This window comes from Faecalibacillus sp. MSK20_93 (genome assembly GCF_020589945.1).
GTDB classification, from domain to species: Bacteria; Bacillota_I; Bacilli_A; order Erysipelotrichales; family Coprobacillaceae; genus Faecalibacillus; species Faecalibacillus intestinalis.
In genome coordinates, this window is the sequence record NZ_JAJDKA010000008.1 from 1 (window position 1) to 16,985 (window position 16,985).

Below are 16,985 nucleotides of genomic sequence, written 5' to 3' on the forward strand. Positions count from 1 at the left end.
ACAAGAACTTACTTAAACAAAACTTAATTATAAACTTCCCTTTTTAAAAAAGATAATAATAGATAAAAAAACAGATTCTCCCCCTCCCTTTTGAATCTGTTTTTTGTTGTTTCTATATAATGAAAATGATAAGGTAGATAGAGAGAGGTACAAATCTATGTTATTTAAAGATAAATTAAAAGAACCTGTTATTTATAAAGGAAGTAATAAGGCAATAAATGAACTAAATCAAATACAAGAATATTTAAAAACACATACAAGTAAAGAATTAGAAAAGAAAGCAAGACTTATTCAGTATGGTATTGAAGGAGAAGAGAATATTTTATTTGAATTAAAGAATAGCCATTTTCCAATGTATGTTTTACATGATATTTATATGGTAGATCATGATTTAAGTGCACAAATTGATTACATTATTATTACGCCATCAATGGTTTATTTTATTGAATGTAAAAATCTTATAGGGACAATCATGATCGATTCTATGGGAAATTTTACAAGAGAGTACACTTATAATGGAAAAATAATTAAAGAAGGTATTTATTCACCCATAACACAAAATCAAAGACATTTAGAGTTATATAAAATGTTACGTGAAAAGGATAAAGGATCAGTAATGAAATTTCTTTATGATAAGACCTTTTCAAGTGGTTTTAAATCACTTGTTGTCCTTGCTAATCCAAAGTCTATCTTAAAAAGCCGTTATGCTCCTAAAGAAATAAAAGAAAAAGTCATTAAAGCAGACCAGCTTATAGATTATATAAAGAAACATGAACAAAGTGCTTTTAGAAATCAAAAAGATATGATTGCTATGGCAGATGGACTTTTATCGTATCATCAAAAACAAGAAATACCACCAATTCAAGAAGAAAATACATTTGAAAGTATAGAAGCTAATAATGATGATCAATTAATTGAGTCTTTAAAAAAATATCGTATGAATAAAGCTCAAGAAAAGAATTTACCACCTTATTATATATTTAATGATATTACTTTAAATGAAATCATTGCTTATAAACCAACAACAATAGAAGAACTCCTTGCAATAAAAGGATTTGGACCAAAGAAATGTGATTGGTATGGAGAAGATATTTTAGACATAATAAGAAGTTTGTAATGAACTTCTTTTTTAATCCCATAATTTTTGACAAAACAACCAAAGAGAAAACATCAAAAAGTTAAATAAAGTTCATATTTCTTCTTTATGATAATACACGAAAGGAGGAACAAGAACTTACTTAAACAAAACTTAATTATAAACTTCCCTTTTTAAAAAAGATAATAATAGATAAAAAACAGATTCTTCCCTCCCTTTTGAATCTGTTTTTTTGTGCAGAATATATAAACAACATTCATTGATTATGGTACAATAAATAAAAGAACATTTTGAATATAAAAGTAAATTAAAATGAAATAATTTTTGTATGAATAAAGTTTTAAAAAGATACAAAAATCGCAAATTCTAATGACTATAATAGGAGATGTTAATAAGAAAAAATGATGAAGTTAGAGTTTTAAACATGATATTATTTTAAAGATGGGAGAAGAAAGTATGAGTAAAAAAACAGTTCAAAAAAGTAAGAAAAGAACAACAAGAGCCAATAAAAAAAGAACAACGGGTGTAAAGGCCAATACGGTTGTTAAATCGGCACCAGTTACCAGTGAAAAGGTAACTGAAGTCAAACCAGTAGAAGTACCAAAAAAAGTTGATACTGTTGAATCAACACCAAAGACAACTGTTCAACCAAAAGAAACAAGTGAAAAAGTTGTTGCTGCTGAATCAGCACCAGCTGTAAAAACAGCGCCTGCTAAGAAAGCGACTACTAAAAAGGCTACAGCTGCTAAATCAACAACAGCTACAAGTAAAAAGACAGCTACTGCAAAATCAGAAACCACAACTGAAAAAGTTGCTGCCAAAACAACATCAACTAAAAAAACAGCTTCTACTAAGAAAGCAACTACTAAAAAGACAACAACTGCTAAATCAACAACAGCTACAAGAAAAAAAACAACTACTGCTAAACCAAAATCTGTAAAAAGTGAAACACCTGTTGAGCCTAAACCAACAGAAGTTATTCAAGAAGTTCCTGTTGAAAAATCACAACCAATTGATTTAGGACCTCGTAGAAGTGTTGCTTTTATTGGTTCAGAATGTTATCCATTTGTAAAAACGGGTGGATTAGGGGATGTTATGTCAGCTCTTCCAAAGAGTTTAGCTAAATTAAATATGGATGTTAAAGTTATTATTCCTAGATATAAATGTATTCCTCAAAAGTTCCAAGAAAAGATGGAATATAAAGGATCATTTTATATGGATCTATGTGCAGATGGAAAACAATATTATGTAGGTATTATGGAATATCAAGAAGATGGTGTTGTTTATGATTTTATCGATAATGATGAATTCTTCTCATGGGGAAATCCATATACGAATCTAATCGATGATATTCCTAAGTTCTGTTATTTTAGTAAAGCAGCTCTTGCGGCACTTAATTATTTAAATTGGACACCAGATATTGTACATTGTCATGATTGGCAAGCAGCTTTAGTTCCTCTTTATTTAAGAACAAGCTTTAAAGATACAAATGTAGGACGTGCAGGTGCTGTTCTTACAATTCATAACTTAAGATTCCAAGGTATCTATGATCGAAAAACAATTCAATATTGGTCAGCTCTTCCTGATTATGTCTTCAATAAAGATTGTATGACACAAAATTGGTTAGATGCGAATATGTTAAAAGGTGGTATCACTTATTGTAATAAATTAACAACAGTAAGTAATACGTATGCTGGAGAAATTCAAACAGAAGAGTATGGTGAAGGTCTTGAAGAACATTTAAGATATCATAGTAGTAAGATTTTAGGAATTGTTAATGGTATTGACACAGATATTTGGAATCCAGCAAGAGATAAACTTTTAGCTGCTCAATATGATAGCCAATCTGTTATCAAGAATAAAAAAGCGAATAAAAAAGCACTTCAAGAATCCTTAGGATTAGAAGTTGATGATCATAAAATTGTTATTGGACTTATTTCGCGTCTTACAAATCAAAAAGGCCTTGATCTTGTTAATGATGTTATTCCAAGTATTATGGATGAACATACACAAGTTGTTGTTTTAGGTACAGGGGATGCGATGTATGAAGATGCTTTCCGTTATTATGAAAATAAATATAAAGGAAACTTCTGTGCATATATTGCCTACAATGAAAATGTCGCTCACAATATTTATGCAGGATGCGATGCATTATTAGTACCATCAAGATTTGAACCTTGTGGACTTACACAACTTATTAGTATGAGATATGGTTCTATCCCAATTGTAAGAGAAACAGGTGGACTTAAAGATACTGTTCAACCTTATAATCTATTTGATAATACAGGTAATGGCTTTACCTTTGATCGTTATGAAAGTGGACTTCTTTATGATGCAATTAATCGTGCTAAAACACTTTATTTTGAAAATAGAAAATCTTGGGATGAAATGGTTGTTCGCGATATGAATAAAGATGTCTCTTGGCAACAAAGTGCAAAACAATACAAAGATATGTATGTAGAATTAACACCAAAATATTAAAGCAATTTAAAAATGCAATGTTATTTAACGTTGCATTTTTAAATCCCATAATTTTTGACAAAACAAACAAGAAAGAAACATGAAAAAGTTAAATAAAATTCATAAAACTTATCTATGATAATACCCGAAAGGAGGAACAAGAACTTACTTAAACTCAAAACTTAATTATCAATTTCCTTTTTAAAAAATAATAATAGATAATAGTAATAAGCAGATCTTTTCCCTTCCCTTGGATCTGTTTTTTTGTTGTAACAATAAAAATTTCATTGTAACAATCTAATTGTTACAATGAAAAAACTGATGTTACAATACTAAAATACCAATAAAATCAAATGATACACAACAAAAGAGGCAAGCCAGGCGATAAGGCATTGTCCAAAGACAACAATCAATGCCCATTTACCATTAAGTTCTCTTTTGATTGCAGCAATCGCTGCAATACAAGGTGTATAAAGTAAACAGAAAATAAGTAAAGATAAAGCAGCTGGTGTTGTAAGTGACATCAACAATGATTGGGTTGAACCATAAAGAATAGATAATGTCGAAACAACACTTTCCTTTGCCATAAATCCTGAAATAAGGGCTGTTGAAATGCGCCAGTCACCAAATCCTAATGGATTAAAGATTGGAGCAATATATCCTGCAAGAATAGCAAGAATACTATCTTTAGATTCAGTTACAATATTAAATCTTAAATCAAATGTTTGTAAGAACCAAATAACGATGGTTGCGACAAAGATGACAGTAAAAGCGCGTTGTAAGAAATCTTTAGCTTTTTCCCATAATAATTGACAGACGTTTTTAGCACCTGGCATACGGTAGTTTGGAAGTTCCATGACAAAAGGAACAGGTTCACCTTTAAAAAGGGATCCTTTTAAAATCAAAGCAAAGATAATACCTGTTAAAATACCAAAAACATATAAGAAAATCATTACCAAAGCACCTTTGCCTGGAAAAAAGACAGAGGTAAAGAAAGCATAAATTGGTAGTTTTGCTGAACATGACATAAATGGTGTAAGAATAATTGTCATTTGTCGATCTCTTCTTGATGAAAGAGTTCGACTAGCCATAACACCAGGAACAGTACAACCAAAGCCAATCAACATTGGAACAATACTTCTTCCTGAAAGACCAATTTTTCTAAGGAGTTTATCCATAATAAAAGCAACACGAGCCATATAACCACTATCTTCTAATATAGATAAGAAGAAAAATAAAGTAACAATAATTGGTAAGAAACTTAAAACAGTTCCTACCCCATTAAAAATCCCATCAATAATCAAAGAATGTAAAGCTACATTGATTTGTGCTTGGGTTAGAAGAGTATCAACATAATTTGTTACAATAGATACACCATTTTCTAAGATGCCTTGTAAAAAAGAACCAATAACATTAAAGGTCAAAAAGAAAACGATACCCATAATTCCAATAAATGCGGGAATACCTGTATATTTTCCAGTTAAAAATTGATCAATTTTCTGACTTCTTAATCTTTCTTTACTTTCATGAGGTTTCTTCACAGTTTGTCTACAAATATTAATGATTGAATGAAAACGATCACTGGCAATAGCAGCTGAACAATCAAAACTACTTTCTTCTTCAAGTTGTTTACGAATGTGTTCTAAAATTTCCTTTTCATTTTGACTTAAATCAAGTTGTTCTAATAAAAGAGAATCATTTTCTGCAAGTTTACTTGCTGCAAAACGTAAAGGAATTCTTGCTTTTTTTGCATGATCTTCAATAAGATGTTCAATTGCATTAATACAACGATCAAGAGCTTGATTATCAAAATGTTGTAAAAATTGAGGTTTTTCTTGATAATAAGCAACATGTAAAACATGACTGACTAATTCATCAATACCTTCTCCTTTAGCGGCAGAAATAGGAACGACAGGAACTCCTAAATGTGCTTCTAATTCATTAATAAGAACGGTTCCCCCATTTCCTGACATTTCATCCATCATATTTAAAGCAACAACCATAGGCATATTGAGTTCTAATAGTTGCATTGTTAAATAAAGATTTCTTTCAATATTTGTTGCATCAACAATATTAATGATTGCTTTTGGTTTTTCTTTTAATAAGAAATTTCTAGTCACGATTTCTTCACTACTATAAGGTGACATTGAATAAATTCCTGGTAGATCCGTTATAAGGGTATTTTTGTAGCCTTTAATCACACCATCTTTACGATCAACAGTGACTCCTGGAAAATTACCAACATGTTGATTAGAACCAGTTAGTTGATTAAATAAAGTTGTTTTACCACAGTTTTGATTACCAACTAAGGCAAAAGTAAGTAGATCACTTTCATGATAGATTTGGTGATTATTGATTTTATCGTAACTTGATTCACCATACCCTGGATGTTTTTTATTTTTAAAAATAATGTTTTCATTTTTTAACTCTTCTTTTTTAGTAATTTCTTTAACTTCTATTTTTTGAGCATCTTCTTTCCTTAAAGTAAGCTCAAAATCATGTATTTTAATTTCAATAGGATCCCCCATTGGTGCATATTTTACCACAGTTACTTCTACACCTTGGATAAGTCCCATATCTAAAAAGTGTTGTCTTAATGCTCCTGTTCCTCCTACAGAGACAATTACAGCACTTTTTCCTATAGCCAAATTATCTAATTTCATATTTTATCCCTTCTCTTTCTTTATAAGGGTAACTTTAAATAAAAAGAAAAGCAATAAAATATATAATGTATCCCCCTTTTTTTTACATAATTATTCCATTTTATGGATATACTTTTTCTTTATATTGAAGATGGAGGTAGAAAGTATGATAAAAAACGCACTTTTAAGTTTAAAGAAAAACATAGGAAAAACGATTTTATTATTTGTAATAATTGTCGTTATTACCAATCTCGTCATTGCTGGTTTATCCATTCAATCAGCAACACAAAAATCAATGGATCAAATTCGTAGTAGTTTAGGAAATGATGTAACTCTTTCTGTTGATTTTAGAAACATGATGAAAAATAGAGAACCAGGTGCAGCCGTAAGTAATGAGACATCATTAACAACAACCATGGCAGATAGTTTAAAAAATTTAAAGTATGTAGAAAGTTATAATTATCAAATATCTACATCAGCTGATAGTGATTCTATTTCAGCAGTAGAAAATGAATCGGATAATAGTAATAATCAACAAGATACAAAGAAACCAAATGATCAACCAGAACAAGCTTCAAATCAAGGCGATTTTACAATCAGTGCTAATACTACAATGGAATATTTAGATTCATTTACAAACAGTAATTATACCTTAACAGATGGTCGTTTGCTTACAAGTGATGATGCAAATACAAATAACTGTGTCATTGAAACCAATCTTGCAAGTGATAATGATTTAAGTGTTGGTGATACTTTTACTATTACAACAACAGTTAATGATGAAACAATTATTCAAGAACTTACAATTGTAGGTATTTATGAAATTCAATCAACAAATGAAATTGGTGCTGCCCATTTCAATAATCCAGTAAACACGATTTATACTGATTTATCAGTTGGGCAAACACTTACTGGAAGTAGTGAAAACATTACATCAGCAATTTATTATTTAGATGATCCAGAAAATGCAGAAGCTTTTGTAGAACTTGCGAAAAAGAAAAGTGATATTGATTTTGATACATTCTCATTAGATGCCAATGATCGTCTTTATCAACAAAATGCTTCTTCTCTTGAAAGTATGCAATCATTCGCAAAGATGTTTGTATGGATCGTATTGATTGCTGGTAGTGCAATTCTTTGTTTAATTTTAGCTCTAACAATTAGAAATAGATATTATGAAATTGGTGTTCTTTTATCACTTGGACAAAGTAAAGTTAAAATTATTGCTCAACAACTTATTGAAATAGGGTTAATTGCAGTAGTTGCTTTTGTGCTTTCTTTAGGTACAGGACAATTAACATCTCATTATATGGGTAATATGTTAGAAAGTGGTTCTTCTTCAAATGTCATGCAAATGAATCAAAAAGGTGATCAGTCAAATGATAATCAACAAAAAAATAATACACAAACAAAAGAAAATTTCCTAGGAAATATGATGGAAGGACCATCAAATCAAGAATTAGATGTTTCAATTACAGGTGAAAATGTCATTCAACTTGCCGGTGTTACAGCAGCAATCTGTATTGTTTCTATTGCTGTACCTGCAGCCTATGTATTAAGACTTACACCTAGACAAATCTTATCTAGAAAGGAAGGTTAAGATGGAAAAGTTATTAGAATTAGAAAATGTAAGCTATAGTTATCAAGATGGTAAAGAAAAAAATAAAATTTTAGAACATGTTTCTTATTCATTTGAAAAAGGTAAAATATATGCTGTTGTTGGTGCGAGTGGAAGTGGGAAAACAACAACTCTTTCCCTTTCATCTGGTTTAGATAAACCAGATGAGGGAAAAGTCTTATTCAAAGGAAAAGATATTCAAGAAATAGGTTTAAATAAATATCGTCGAGAAGATATCTCTATTGTCTTTCAATCATATAACCTCATTTACTATATGAATGCTTTAGAAAATGTTATGTCTGCTTTAGAAATTGCAGGGATCAAAAGAAAAGATAAAAAAGAATATTGTTTATCTATTCTTGAACAACTTGGACTTTCCAAAGATGAATGTAAAAGAGATATTCGACAACTATCTGGAGGACAACAGCAAAGAGTTGCGATTGCACGTGCTATTGCAAGAGAAGTCGATTTGATCCTTTGTGATGAACCCACAGGTAACCTTGATGAAAAGAATTCAATAGAGATCATGAATACTTTCTTGGATTTAGCACATATTCATCATAAATGTGTTATTTTGGTAACCCATTCACCTACTCTAGCAAAGATGTGTGATGTATCTTTAAAAATTAAAGAAGGAAAAATAGAAGCAAAACGTTAAAGCTTTGCTTCCAAATTGATTAAAAAATTTTAATTAATAAAAACACCTAAGAGAATAGTATCTTAGGTGTTTTTATTAATTTCCTTGAGGCGATAAATTGCGCAAATGTAAATATACAGTATTTTTTGAAATGTTTAATTCGTCTGCAATTTTTGGAACAGAATCTTTTATTTGGAAAATACCCCTATCATATAATTGAGAAATTATAGCCTTGTTTTTATTAGAATATGAAATTGAAGAATCTTCGTATACTTCGTTCTTTACATATTCCAAAGTAGATAAAATCATTTCATCTACGTTACTTGCAAAAGTTTCAGTAACAGATTTAATTTGTACTTCTTCTTGTTTTTTAGGAACATAAGATTGAATAAAATCGTTTAAACTAATATTCATATAATAGTTCATACATAATAATCCAATAATTCTATTATTTTCACCACGAATTGCAATAGTAGTACTTTTTAATGGTTCACCTTTAGCGTTTGTAGAAAAGTAAGTTTCACTTGATTCACCGCTATCTTTTAAACGACTAAGCATTTCTAACGCTTTGTCTGTAATAGGAGCCCCTATCTTACGGCCAGTATGTTCACCGTTTACTATATTTATGACTGAGTGTTCATAACTATCTAAGCTATGCAATACAATTTCATAACCATATCCTAAATATTTTTCTAAGCCTTCTAGTAGTGTACTGTAACTTTTTAAAATTTGTTGATCGATTAATGTAAGTTGAATTTCTTTGAATTTCATAGTTACCTCCAATACCTATTATAACATAAATTAAATAAATTTAAAATAAATAATGAAAAATATTTCATTTAATAAATATGTTTAATATAATTAAGTTAAAAATAAGCGCTACCATTTTATAAAATAGTAAAAAATAGTTTATAAAATTAAAGAAAGTTTATTGACTAAAATAAAATAACATATTACAATGTAATTGTGAAAAATATTTCATTAGAGAGAGGAGCTAAGAAAATGAATAGTGAAATTAAAACAAAAGAAGCCCCAGCAGCAATTGGGCCATATTCTCAAGGAATTATAGCTGGTGAATTTGCATTTGTTTCTGGACAAATTCCAGTTAATCCTAAAACAGGATGTGTGGAATCTGATAATATTGAAGGACAGGCTAAACAGTCTTTAGAAAATGTTAAAGCTGTTTTAGAAGAAGCTGGTTTTAAATTAAGCGATGTTGTTAAGACAGCATGCTTTATTGCAGATATGAATGATTTTGCGACTTTCAATAAAGTATATAGTGAATATTTTAATGGAATGTGTCCAGCAAGATCTTGTGTGGCTGTTAAAGAACTTCCAAAACAAGTGCTTTGTGAGGTAGAAGTAATTGCTCATAAATAATAAAGAAAGAAAATAGGTGAAGAAATATGAAAATATTATTGATGTGCGGTGCCGGTGCTTCGAGTGGGTTCATGGCTCAAGCTATGCGTAAAGCCGCAAAAGAACAAGGATTAGATGATATTGATGTTATTGCAAGAAGCGAAGCTGAGATGACAAATAATCTAAAAGGAACAGACATTATTATGTTTGGACCACACTTAGCTTATAAGAAAGATGCTTTAGCAAAAGATTTAGAACAATATAATATTCCATTTGCTTTTATTGATAAAGATGCATATGGAGCTATTGATGGTGCAGCAACTTTAAAACAAGCAATGGATGTTTTAAAAGGTGCTAAACCACAAGAAGTAGAAAAAGAACCAGTAAAAGAAGTAGAAAAAAAAGAAGTTAAAGCTGACAAAAATGTTGAAAATCAAAAAGGTTTTATGGGTTGGATTACAAATTCATTAGCACCTAAGTTAGATAAATTAACACAAAATGTTTATATTATGGCAATTCAACAATCAATCATGAGCATTTTACCAATGATTATGATTGGATCGGTATCTTCAATTGTTGGTGTATTTAGAAATTTTAAAGCATTGAGCTGGATTCCAGACATTTCACAATTGAATACTTTCTCATTTGGATTAATTGCTATTTTCTTAACAATATTAGTTCCAATGAAAGTATTAGAAAAAAAGGGAAATGAAAAATTAAAAATTTCCGCTATGTTATCAAGTTTAGCATTATTCTTTATTATCACTATACCAAATATTGCAGATGGTAATATTTCATTTGTAATGGATAAAATTGGTACTGGAGGTATGTTGACGGCTGTTGTTACTGCAGTATTTACTGCTTGGATTTTCAATGTAGCATCAAATCATTCAATGTTTAAAAAAGATACAGTTATGCCTGATATGGTTGTGGCTTGGATGGATGCACTTGTTCCAGTTACAATTACATTGGTTATTGGTTTAGTTATCATGAATACTGGATTTGATTTACCATTATTTATTCGTGGATTATTCTCTCCAATTTCAGCATTTGGTCAAACTTGGTTAGGATTAATTGCGATTACATTCTTTACATGTTTCTTATATTCATTTGGATTTACTTGGATCTTATTCCCAATTGCATGGGCAATTTGGATGGAAGGTATGGATGCTAATATGGCGGCTGTAGCTGCAGGGCACGTTGCACAAAATATTAACTTAATGGAAACAGTTATGGGATTAACTTATATCGGTGGTCAAGGATGTACATTAGCATTAGTTATTATGTGTATGCGTTCTAAAGTAAAACGTTTAAAAGCTATTGGAAATGTATGTGTTTTACCAGCAATTTTCAATATTAATGAACCAATTGTTTTCGGTGCACCAGTAGTTTGGAACCCAATTTTAATGATTCCATTATGTTTAAACTCAATTGTCATTCCTAGCATCATGTATTTAGTTATGAGAATTGGATTAGTGCCTGTTCCTAGCGCACCAATGCAAATGTGGTATTTACCAAATATCATTCAAGGTTATTTAACAACAGGAAGTCTTGCTGGAGTTGTTTTAGTAATCGTATTGTTTATCGTTTCATGGTTTATTTGGTTACCATTCTTTAAAGTTTACGAAAAACAACAATATTTAGAAGAAAACAGTAAAAAATAAAATTAGAGTAGAAATGAGGGAATAAAATGAATTTAGAACACGCACAAACAGCAATGAAGATTATTTTACATGCAGGAGATGCTAGAGAAAAAACAATGGATGCTTTAAAAGCTTTGGATACATTTGATATAGAAAATGCAAAAGAATTATTAAAGCAAGCAAATGAAGCTATTGTACAAGCTCATCAAGTACAAACAGATGCTTTACAAGCAGAATCTCGTGGAGAAGAATTAGAATATTCAATATTATTCTCTCATGCACAAGATACATGTATGTGTGCAAGTAGTGAATTAAATGTAGCAATGCATTTAGTTGATTTGTTTGAAGTTATTGATAAAAGATTTAAAAAATTAGAAAATAAATAATTACTTATTTGGCAGGAATATATTCCTGCCAAATTTAGAAGATAGGAGATGAATATATGTCATTTTTTGATGATGAAAATGTAAATTTAGATGTATTAAAAAGAAAAGCGTACAATTTGCGTTGGGCAGAAGTTGAGGAAGGAGTTATTCCATTAACAGCTGCAGATCCTGATTTTCCTTGTCCACCTATGGTAAAACAAGCAATGCTAGATTATATTTCTGATGGGTATTTTTCATACACACCAAAAACAGGATTTGATGATTTTAAAATTGCTTTATCGAATTATGTTAAAGATTTAAAGAATGAAAATATTCCAGCAAAAAATGTATTACCGGTAGATAGCGCAGCACGAGCAATGTATATTGTAGCAAAAGCATTTTTAAAACCTGGAGATGAAATGATTGTTTTTGATCCTTGTGATTTTTTATTTAGAGAATCATGCTTAGCAGCAGGAGCAACACCAGTATATTATTCTTGTGTAATTGATGAAAAAAATAGAAAAATGGATCTTTCTAAATTAGAAAGTTGTATTACTGATAAAACAAAAATGATAGGATTATGTAATCCACATAATCCTTATGGATTGACTTATACAAAAGAAGAATTAGATTATATTATGTCACTTTGTGAAAAATACGATCTTTATATTATGAATGATGAAATTTGGTCAGATATTGTTTATCCAGATGCAAAATTTGAAAGTATTTATTGTTTAGGAAATGAACGATGTCACCGAGTTATGTCTGTATTTGGTTACTCAAAAAGTTTTGGACTAGCAGGTCTTAGAGTGGGATGTGTTTATACTACAAATGATGATGCATTTAATAAATTGGTAGAAGCAAGTGATGTTATGTCTACTGCAGGAGGTGCAACTTCAATTTCTCAAGTAGCTGCCATTGCGGCAATGAATGATTCTAGAGACTGGGGAAAAGAATTTATAAAACATTTAACAGAAAATAGAGACTATGCGGTAGACTTTATTAATAACAATATTCCTCAATTACATGCATATAGACCTAAAGCAACTTATTTATTATATGTAGATATTAAAGATTTAAACTGTACAGCAGTTGAATTAGTTGATTTCTTAAAGAAAGAAGTTAAGCTTTCAGTTGTTCCAGGAGGACATAATTATTTTGGTGATCAATCTGAAGGACATGTTCGAATTTGTATAGCTACAAGTAAAGGAATATTACATGAAGGATTAAATCGTTTAAAATTTGGCGTAGAAAAATTTGTTAGTCAGAAAGGATAATGATTATGAATAATAATGAATTCCCAAAAGGATTTTTATGGGGAGGTGCAACAGCAGCTTACCAATGTGAAGGAGCATGGAATGAAGATGGAAAAGGATTTGCGATAACTGATTTATTAACAGCAGGAACACGTAGAAATCCTAGAAAATTAACAATGAAAGAAGAATCAGGAGTTTATTATCCTGCAAAAATAGGTATTGATCATTACCATCGTTATAAAGAAGATATTAAATTATTTGCTGAAATGGGATTTAAAGTCTATAGAATGTCAGTTTCATGGGCGAGAATTTTCCCAAATGGAGATGATGAAAAACCAAATCAAAAGGGATTAGATTTTTATAGAGATGTATTTAATGAATGTCACAAATATGGAATAGAACCATTAGTATCAATTATGCATCATGATACACCAATGGCATTAGCTATTAAACAAGATGGTTGGTTATGTAAAGATACAATTGGTGCTTATGTTAAGTATGCTAAAACTTTATTTAATGAATATAAAGGTTTAGTTCATTATTGGATTACATTTAATGAAATTAATATGACAATGAACTACTTTGGTGATGTTTATGGTGCAGGTATCTTATCAAATCAAACAACGGTAATTGATATTAATAATGTAAGTGATGATTCAATGTCTAAAGAAAAACAAAATAAACGTTTTGCGGCATTACATAACCAATTTTTAGCTAGTGCTTTAGTGGTTAAAGCAGGACATGAAATTGATCCATCAAATAAAATTGGTTGTATGATAGCATCGGATGCACATTATCCATATTCTTGTAATCCAATTAATATTTTAGCTGCACAAAACTCAATGCGTAAACTATGGTATTGTGGAGATGTGCAAGTAAGAGGTGAATACTCTTACTTTACAAAAAGCTTCTTAAAAGAAAAAGGTGTAACACTAGAAATCACAGAACAAGATAAAAAAATTCTCAAAGAAGGAACTGTGGACTTTTATTCATTAAGTTACTATACTTCTGGAACAGATTGCTTAGATCAAAAAGTTGATACAGATTCAGGAAACTTTAATTTAGGAGCTGCAAATCCCTATTTAAAAAAATCAGAATGGGGTTGGGCTTTTGATCCTGATGGATTACGTTGGGTATTAAATGAAATTTATGGACGTTATCATATACCATTATTTATTGCAGAAAATGGATTGGGTGCAATTGATGAAGTGAGTGAAGATGGTAAAGTTCATGATCCTTATCGTATTGAATATTTAAAAGCACATACAAAAGCAATGAAACAAGCGATTGATGATGGTGTAGACTTATTTGGTTATACTTGGTGGGGACCTATTGATTTAGTAAGTGCTTCAACAGGAGAAATGAAAAAACGTTATGGGTTCATTTATGTAGATTTGGATAATGCTGGAAATGGAACGTTAGAAAGACAAAGAAAAGACTCATTCTATTATTATAAAAAATTAATTGAATCGAATGGAGCGTGTGTCTTTGATGAATAAAAAAGCAATTTGTTTTAAGACGATTGAAACACATACTTTAGGAGAACCTACACGTATTGTTACTGAAGGTTTTCCTAAGCATAAAGCAAAATCTATGATGGAATATCAAGAGTATTTAGAAAATAATTATGATTAATATCGATCAGCACTTATGTGTGAACCTAGAGGTCATAAAGATATGGTTGGAGCACTTCTAGTAGAACCAATTTCTAAGGAAGCGGATATAGGTGTCATTTACATGGATGCCAACCGATGGATAAATATGTGTGGGTATGCTACTATCGGAGTATCTATGACATTGGTTAATGAAAATCTAGTTAAAGTTGTAGAACCTGTAACTCATTTAATTTTAGAAATGCCAGCTGGACTTATTCATGTAGATGTAGAAGTTGAAGATGGAAAGACAAAAAGTGTTTCTTTTGAAAATATTCCTTCTTTCTTATTTGAAGAAAATTATCTCGTAAATAATATCCACTTTGATATTAGTTATTCAGGATCATTTTTTGCTTTGGTAGATGCTGATCAATTAGACATAGAAATCAATATTAATAATGCAAATAAATTTAAAGAACTTGGAGTAAATTTATTGAGACAAATTAACGAAAAATATGATGTGAAACACCCTACTTTACCGATAAATTGAGTGGTTAATGTAGAATTTTATCATAAGACAGATGATGGACAAAAAAATATTGTTATTAGTGAAGAAGGCATAATTGATCGTTCCCCATGTGGTACAGGAACTTGTGCAAAACTTGCATATATGTATAACACAAATAAATTAAAGTTAAATGAAACATTTATTAATCAAAGCTTTACCGGGGTTTCTTTTAAAGGAAGAGTAATAGAAGAAACTAAAATAGATAAATATAAAGCTATTATACCAAGTATTACGGGAGTAGCCTATATTGATGGATATAGTACATTTTTAATAGATGAAGATTATCCTTTAAAATATGGATTTGTTATTAATTAACATGATGAAAATGTGATTTTCCTTCCTTGTATACATTAACATTTTAATTGTTTAATATAATCAAATCTTTTAAAAAAAAGAGAGAAATTTTTAAAATGGACCCTGTAAAACGGACACAAGAAAAAAGTACTTTGGTGCTTAGTCCTGTTTTACAGGGCTTTTATTTTGTGTATTATGATTATTAGAGAAATGGTGGTGTATTTATGGGAGTTAATTATTTGACAGATGAACAGCTTAGTTTATCAGAAGAAAATCCCTATGTAATAAAAGCATAACCTATTCAGAAGAATTTAAAGAACTTCTGCTTGAATTGGATTGATTATCAAAATAGGATGCAGCCAATAGAGATATTTAAAAAATATGGATTTGATCCCTATGCTTTGGGATTAAGAAGACGAAATAATTTTACGAATCGTTAAAAAGGCTGTAAGAGAAGATGGCTTCAAAGACACAAGAAGCAAAAATTGTAGTAGACCATCTACCAAAGATTTATCTTTAGAAGAACAACTGGAATAAGAACAAAGTTCTCCAACAGGAGAATGATTTTTTAAAAAGAGTGAGATCTATCAACAGAAAACAAATTACAAAACAATTGAAAAACAAACAGTAAGAGAAAAATATGAACTTATTGATAGAACGTTAAATTCACCAAAAAATGTATTAACAGTGTCATATATTTGTGAAAAAGAACAGAACATAGAAATATGTCTGTCCTTAACTTAATGATATTTCTTTACAGCTTTTTTTATTCTCGCATTGGCACAAGTTTTCTGACAATATGATGACATGGATAATTGACATAATATGATGTGTTGGAAAAACCTACTAAATGACTATTTCTAGAGCTTGATAGATTTTCAAATAACTCCTTTATTAAAAAAGATGATATATAATTATAAACGTAATCCTTTAATATCTTTAATACGTGAGAGAATAATATTACAACTACAACTCGTAACCCCTGGTAACGTATCAATAGTAGTATGTAAGAAATGTTCCATTTCACTATTAGAAGCAGCAACAGCATGTACATGTAATTTGTTTTTTCCTGTAACACGATAAATTTGAGTAACAATATTATTTTGGTTTAATATGTCTATAACATCAGTAAACGAATTTGACAATGTTTCAATTTCAAAATAGCAAGATATAGCGCCACTGATTTTTTGAGGATTGATAATTGTTGTATATTCTTCAATAACCCCTTTTTTTTCTAATGCTTGAATTCTAGCTTTTACAGCAACTCTAGAAATCCCTACCTCTTTTCCAATATCAGAGTAAGAAAGACGTGCATTTTTTATTAATAATTGAACAATTTTTTGATCTAATTCATCAAGTCCATTTAAATACATAATCATTCCTCCGTTAATCATTTATTTAATACTATCATGCTCCGTATTATAAGTAAATCTTTTAAAAATTAGAGATATTGAC

13 protein-coding genes and 1 pseudogene are annotated in these 16,985 nt (G+C 29.9%); 11 read left to right on the plus strand and 3 right to left on the minus strand.

Features of this window, described 5'->3' with window-relative positions; genetic code table 11:
• The first annotated feature begins 157 nt into the window (after nt 1–157).
• Together LJD34_RS03995 and LJD34_RS04000 are read left to right on the plus strand one after the other, a co-directional pair.
• Entirely contained in the window at nt 158–1,117 is a 960-nt protein-coding gene (locus LJD34_RS03995; protein WP_117864140.1) for an HRDC domain-containing protein, read from the plus strand.
• A gap of 435 nt (nt 1,118–1,552) precedes the next feature.
• On the plus strand, nt 1,553–3,577 hold the full coding sequence (locus LJD34_RS04000; RefSeq protein WP_227359237.1) for a glycogen synthase: 2,025 nt from the start codon (nt 1,553–1,555) through the stop codon (nt 3,575–3,577).
• A 311-nt stretch (nt 3,578–3,888) separates the two neighbouring features.
• On the opposite strand, the gene feoB is transcribed toward LJD34_RS04000, so the two are convergent.
• On the minus strand, nt 3,889–6,219 hold the full coding sequence (gene feoB, locus LJD34_RS04005; protein ID WP_227359238.1) for a ferrous iron transport protein B: 2,331 nt from the start codon (nt 6,217–6,219) through the stop codon (nt 3,889–3,891).
• Between the two features lie 145 nt (nt 6,220–6,364).
• Between feoB and LJD34_RS04010 the strand changes: the two genes are divergently transcribed.
• Together LJD34_RS04010 and LJD34_RS04015 are read left to right on the plus strand one after the other, a co-directional pair.
• The gene (locus tag LJD34_RS04010) at nt 6,365–7,798 is read left to right on the plus strand and encodes an ABC transporter permease (RefSeq protein ID WP_227359239.1); all 1,434 of its coding nucleotides are present in this window, start codon (nt 6,365–6,367) and stop codon (nt 7,796–7,798) included.
• 1 nt (nt 7,799) lies between these two features.
• Nucleotides 7,800–8,474 (plus strand): ABC transporter ATP-binding protein, encoded by a 675-nt coding sequence (locus tag LJD34_RS04015; protein ID WP_227359240.1) that lies wholly within the window; start codon nt 7,800–7,802, stop codon nt 8,472–8,474.
• A gap of 75 nt (nt 8,475–8,549) precedes the next feature.
• Here the strand turns inward: LJD34_RS04015 and LJD34_RS04020 are convergent, their stop codons facing one another.
• Entirely contained in the window at nt 8,550–9,224 is a 675-nt protein-coding gene (locus tag LJD34_RS04020; protein WP_032091063.1) for a transcriptional regulator, read from the minus strand.
• 231 nt (nt 9,225–9,455) lie between these two features.
• Here LJD34_RS04020 and LJD34_RS04025 point away from each other — a divergent pair, with 231 nt between their 5' ends.
• The 7 genes and pseudogenes from LJD34_RS04025 to LJD34_RS04050 all read left to right on the plus strand — a co-directional run bounded on the left by LJD34_RS04025 (nt 9,456) and on the right by LJD34_RS04050 (nt 15,551).
• Entirely contained in the window at nt 9,456–9,833 is a 378-nt protein-coding gene (locus LJD34_RS04025; RefSeq protein ID WP_227359241.1) for a RidA family protein, read from the plus strand.
• A 26-nt stretch (nt 9,834–9,859) separates the two neighbouring features.
• Nucleotides 9,860–11,476 carry a PTS transporter subunit EIIC gene (locus tag LJD34_RS04030; protein WP_227359242.1) on the plus strand — a complete coding sequence of 539 codons (1,617 nt, stop codon included), beginning with the start codon at nt 9,860–9,862 and terminating at the stop codon, nt 11,474–11,476.
• 26 nt (nt 11,477–11,502) lie between these two features.
• Nucleotides 11,503–11,841, plus strand: coding sequence for a PTS lactose/cellobiose transporter subunit IIA (locus LJD34_RS04035; protein WP_032091060.1), 339 nt, complete (start codon nt 11,503–11,505; stop codon nt 11,839–11,841).
• A gap of 56 nt (nt 11,842–11,897) precedes the next feature.
• Nucleotides 11,898–13,097 (plus strand): pyridoxal phosphate-dependent aminotransferase, encoded by a 1,200-nt coding sequence (locus tag LJD34_RS04040; RefSeq protein ID WP_227359243.1) that lies wholly within the window; start codon nt 11,898–11,900, stop codon nt 13,095–13,097.
• A 5-nt stretch (nt 13,098–13,102) separates the two neighbouring features.
• Nucleotides 13,103–14,575 (plus strand): glycoside hydrolase family 1 protein, encoded by a 1,473-nt coding sequence (locus tag LJD34_RS04045; protein ID WP_147580160.1) that lies wholly within the window; start codon nt 13,103–13,105, stop codon nt 14,573–14,575.
• Nucleotides 14,568–14,711 carry a hypothetical protein gene (locus LJD34_RS16585; protein WP_318532709.1) on the plus strand — a complete coding sequence of 48 codons (144 nt, stop codon included), beginning with the start codon at nt 14,568–14,570 and terminating at the stop codon, nt 14,709–14,711. The genes LJD34_RS04045 and LJD34_RS16585 overlap by 8 nt, the downstream gene beginning before the upstream one ends.
• A 15-nt stretch (nt 14,712–14,726) precedes the next feature.
• Nucleotides 14,727–15,551, plus strand: a pseudogene (locus LJD34_RS04050) (proline racemase family protein).
• 893 nt (nt 15,552–16,444) lie between these two features.
• On the opposite strand, the gene LJD34_RS04055 reads toward LJD34_RS04050, so the two are convergent.
• Nucleotides 16,445–16,903 carry an Lrp/AsnC family transcriptional regulator gene (locus LJD34_RS04055; protein WP_032091057.1) on the minus strand — a complete coding sequence of 153 codons (459 nt, stop codon included), beginning with the start codon at nt 16,901–16,903 and terminating at the stop codon, nt 16,445–16,447.
• Between the last annotated feature and the right edge of the window lie 82 nt (nt 16,904–16,985).

Excerpts from the sequence above, each read along its gene's own strand:
- LJD34_RS03995 (WP_117864140.1), top strand. The coding sequence starts at position 158 with ATGTTATTTAAAGATAAATTAAAAGAACCTGTTATTTATAAAGGAAGT.
- LJD34_RS04000 (WP_227359237.1), top strand. The coding sequence starts at position 1,553 with ATGAGTAAAAAAACAGTTCAAAAAAGTAAGAAAAGAACAACAAGAGCC.
- feoB (WP_227359238.1), bottom strand. The coding sequence starts at position 6,219 with ATGAAATTAGATAATTTGGCTATAGGAAAAAGTGCTGTAATTGTCTCT.
- LJD34_RS04010 (WP_227359239.1), top strand. The coding sequence starts at position 6,365 with ATGATAAAAAACGCACTTTTAAGTTTAAAGAAAAACATAGGAAAAACG.
- LJD34_RS04015 (WP_227359240.1), top strand. The coding sequence starts at position 7,800 with ATGGAAAAGTTATTAGAATTAGAAAATGTAAGCTATAGTTATCAAGAT.
- LJD34_RS04020 (WP_032091063.1), bottom strand. The coding sequence starts at position 9,224 with ATGAAATTCAAAGAAATTCAACTTACATTAATCGATCAACAAATTTTA.
- LJD34_RS04025 (WP_227359241.1), top strand. The coding sequence starts at position 9,456 with ATGAATAGTGAAATTAAAACAAAAGAAGCCCCAGCAGCAATTGGGCCA.
- LJD34_RS04030 (WP_227359242.1), top strand. The coding sequence starts at position 9,860 with ATGAAAATATTATTGATGTGCGGTGCCGGTGCTTCGAGTGGGTTCATG.
- LJD34_RS04035 (WP_032091060.1), top strand. The coding sequence starts at position 11,503 with ATGAATTTAGAACACGCACAAACAGCAATGAAGATTATTTTACATGCA.
- LJD34_RS04040 (WP_227359243.1), top strand. The coding sequence starts at position 11,898 with ATGTCATTTTTTGATGATGAAAATGTAAATTTAGATGTATTAAAAAGA.
- LJD34_RS04045 (WP_147580160.1), top strand. The coding sequence starts at position 13,103 with ATGAATAATAATGAATTCCCAAAAGGATTTTTATGGGGAGGTGCAACA.
- LJD34_RS16585 (WP_318532709.1), top strand. The coding sequence starts at position 14,568 with ATGAATAAAAAAGCAATTTGTTTTAAGACGATTGAAACACATACTTTA.
- LJD34_RS04055 (WP_032091057.1), bottom strand. The coding sequence starts at position 16,903 with ATGTATTTAAATGGACTTGATGAATTAGATCAAAAAATTGTTCAATTA.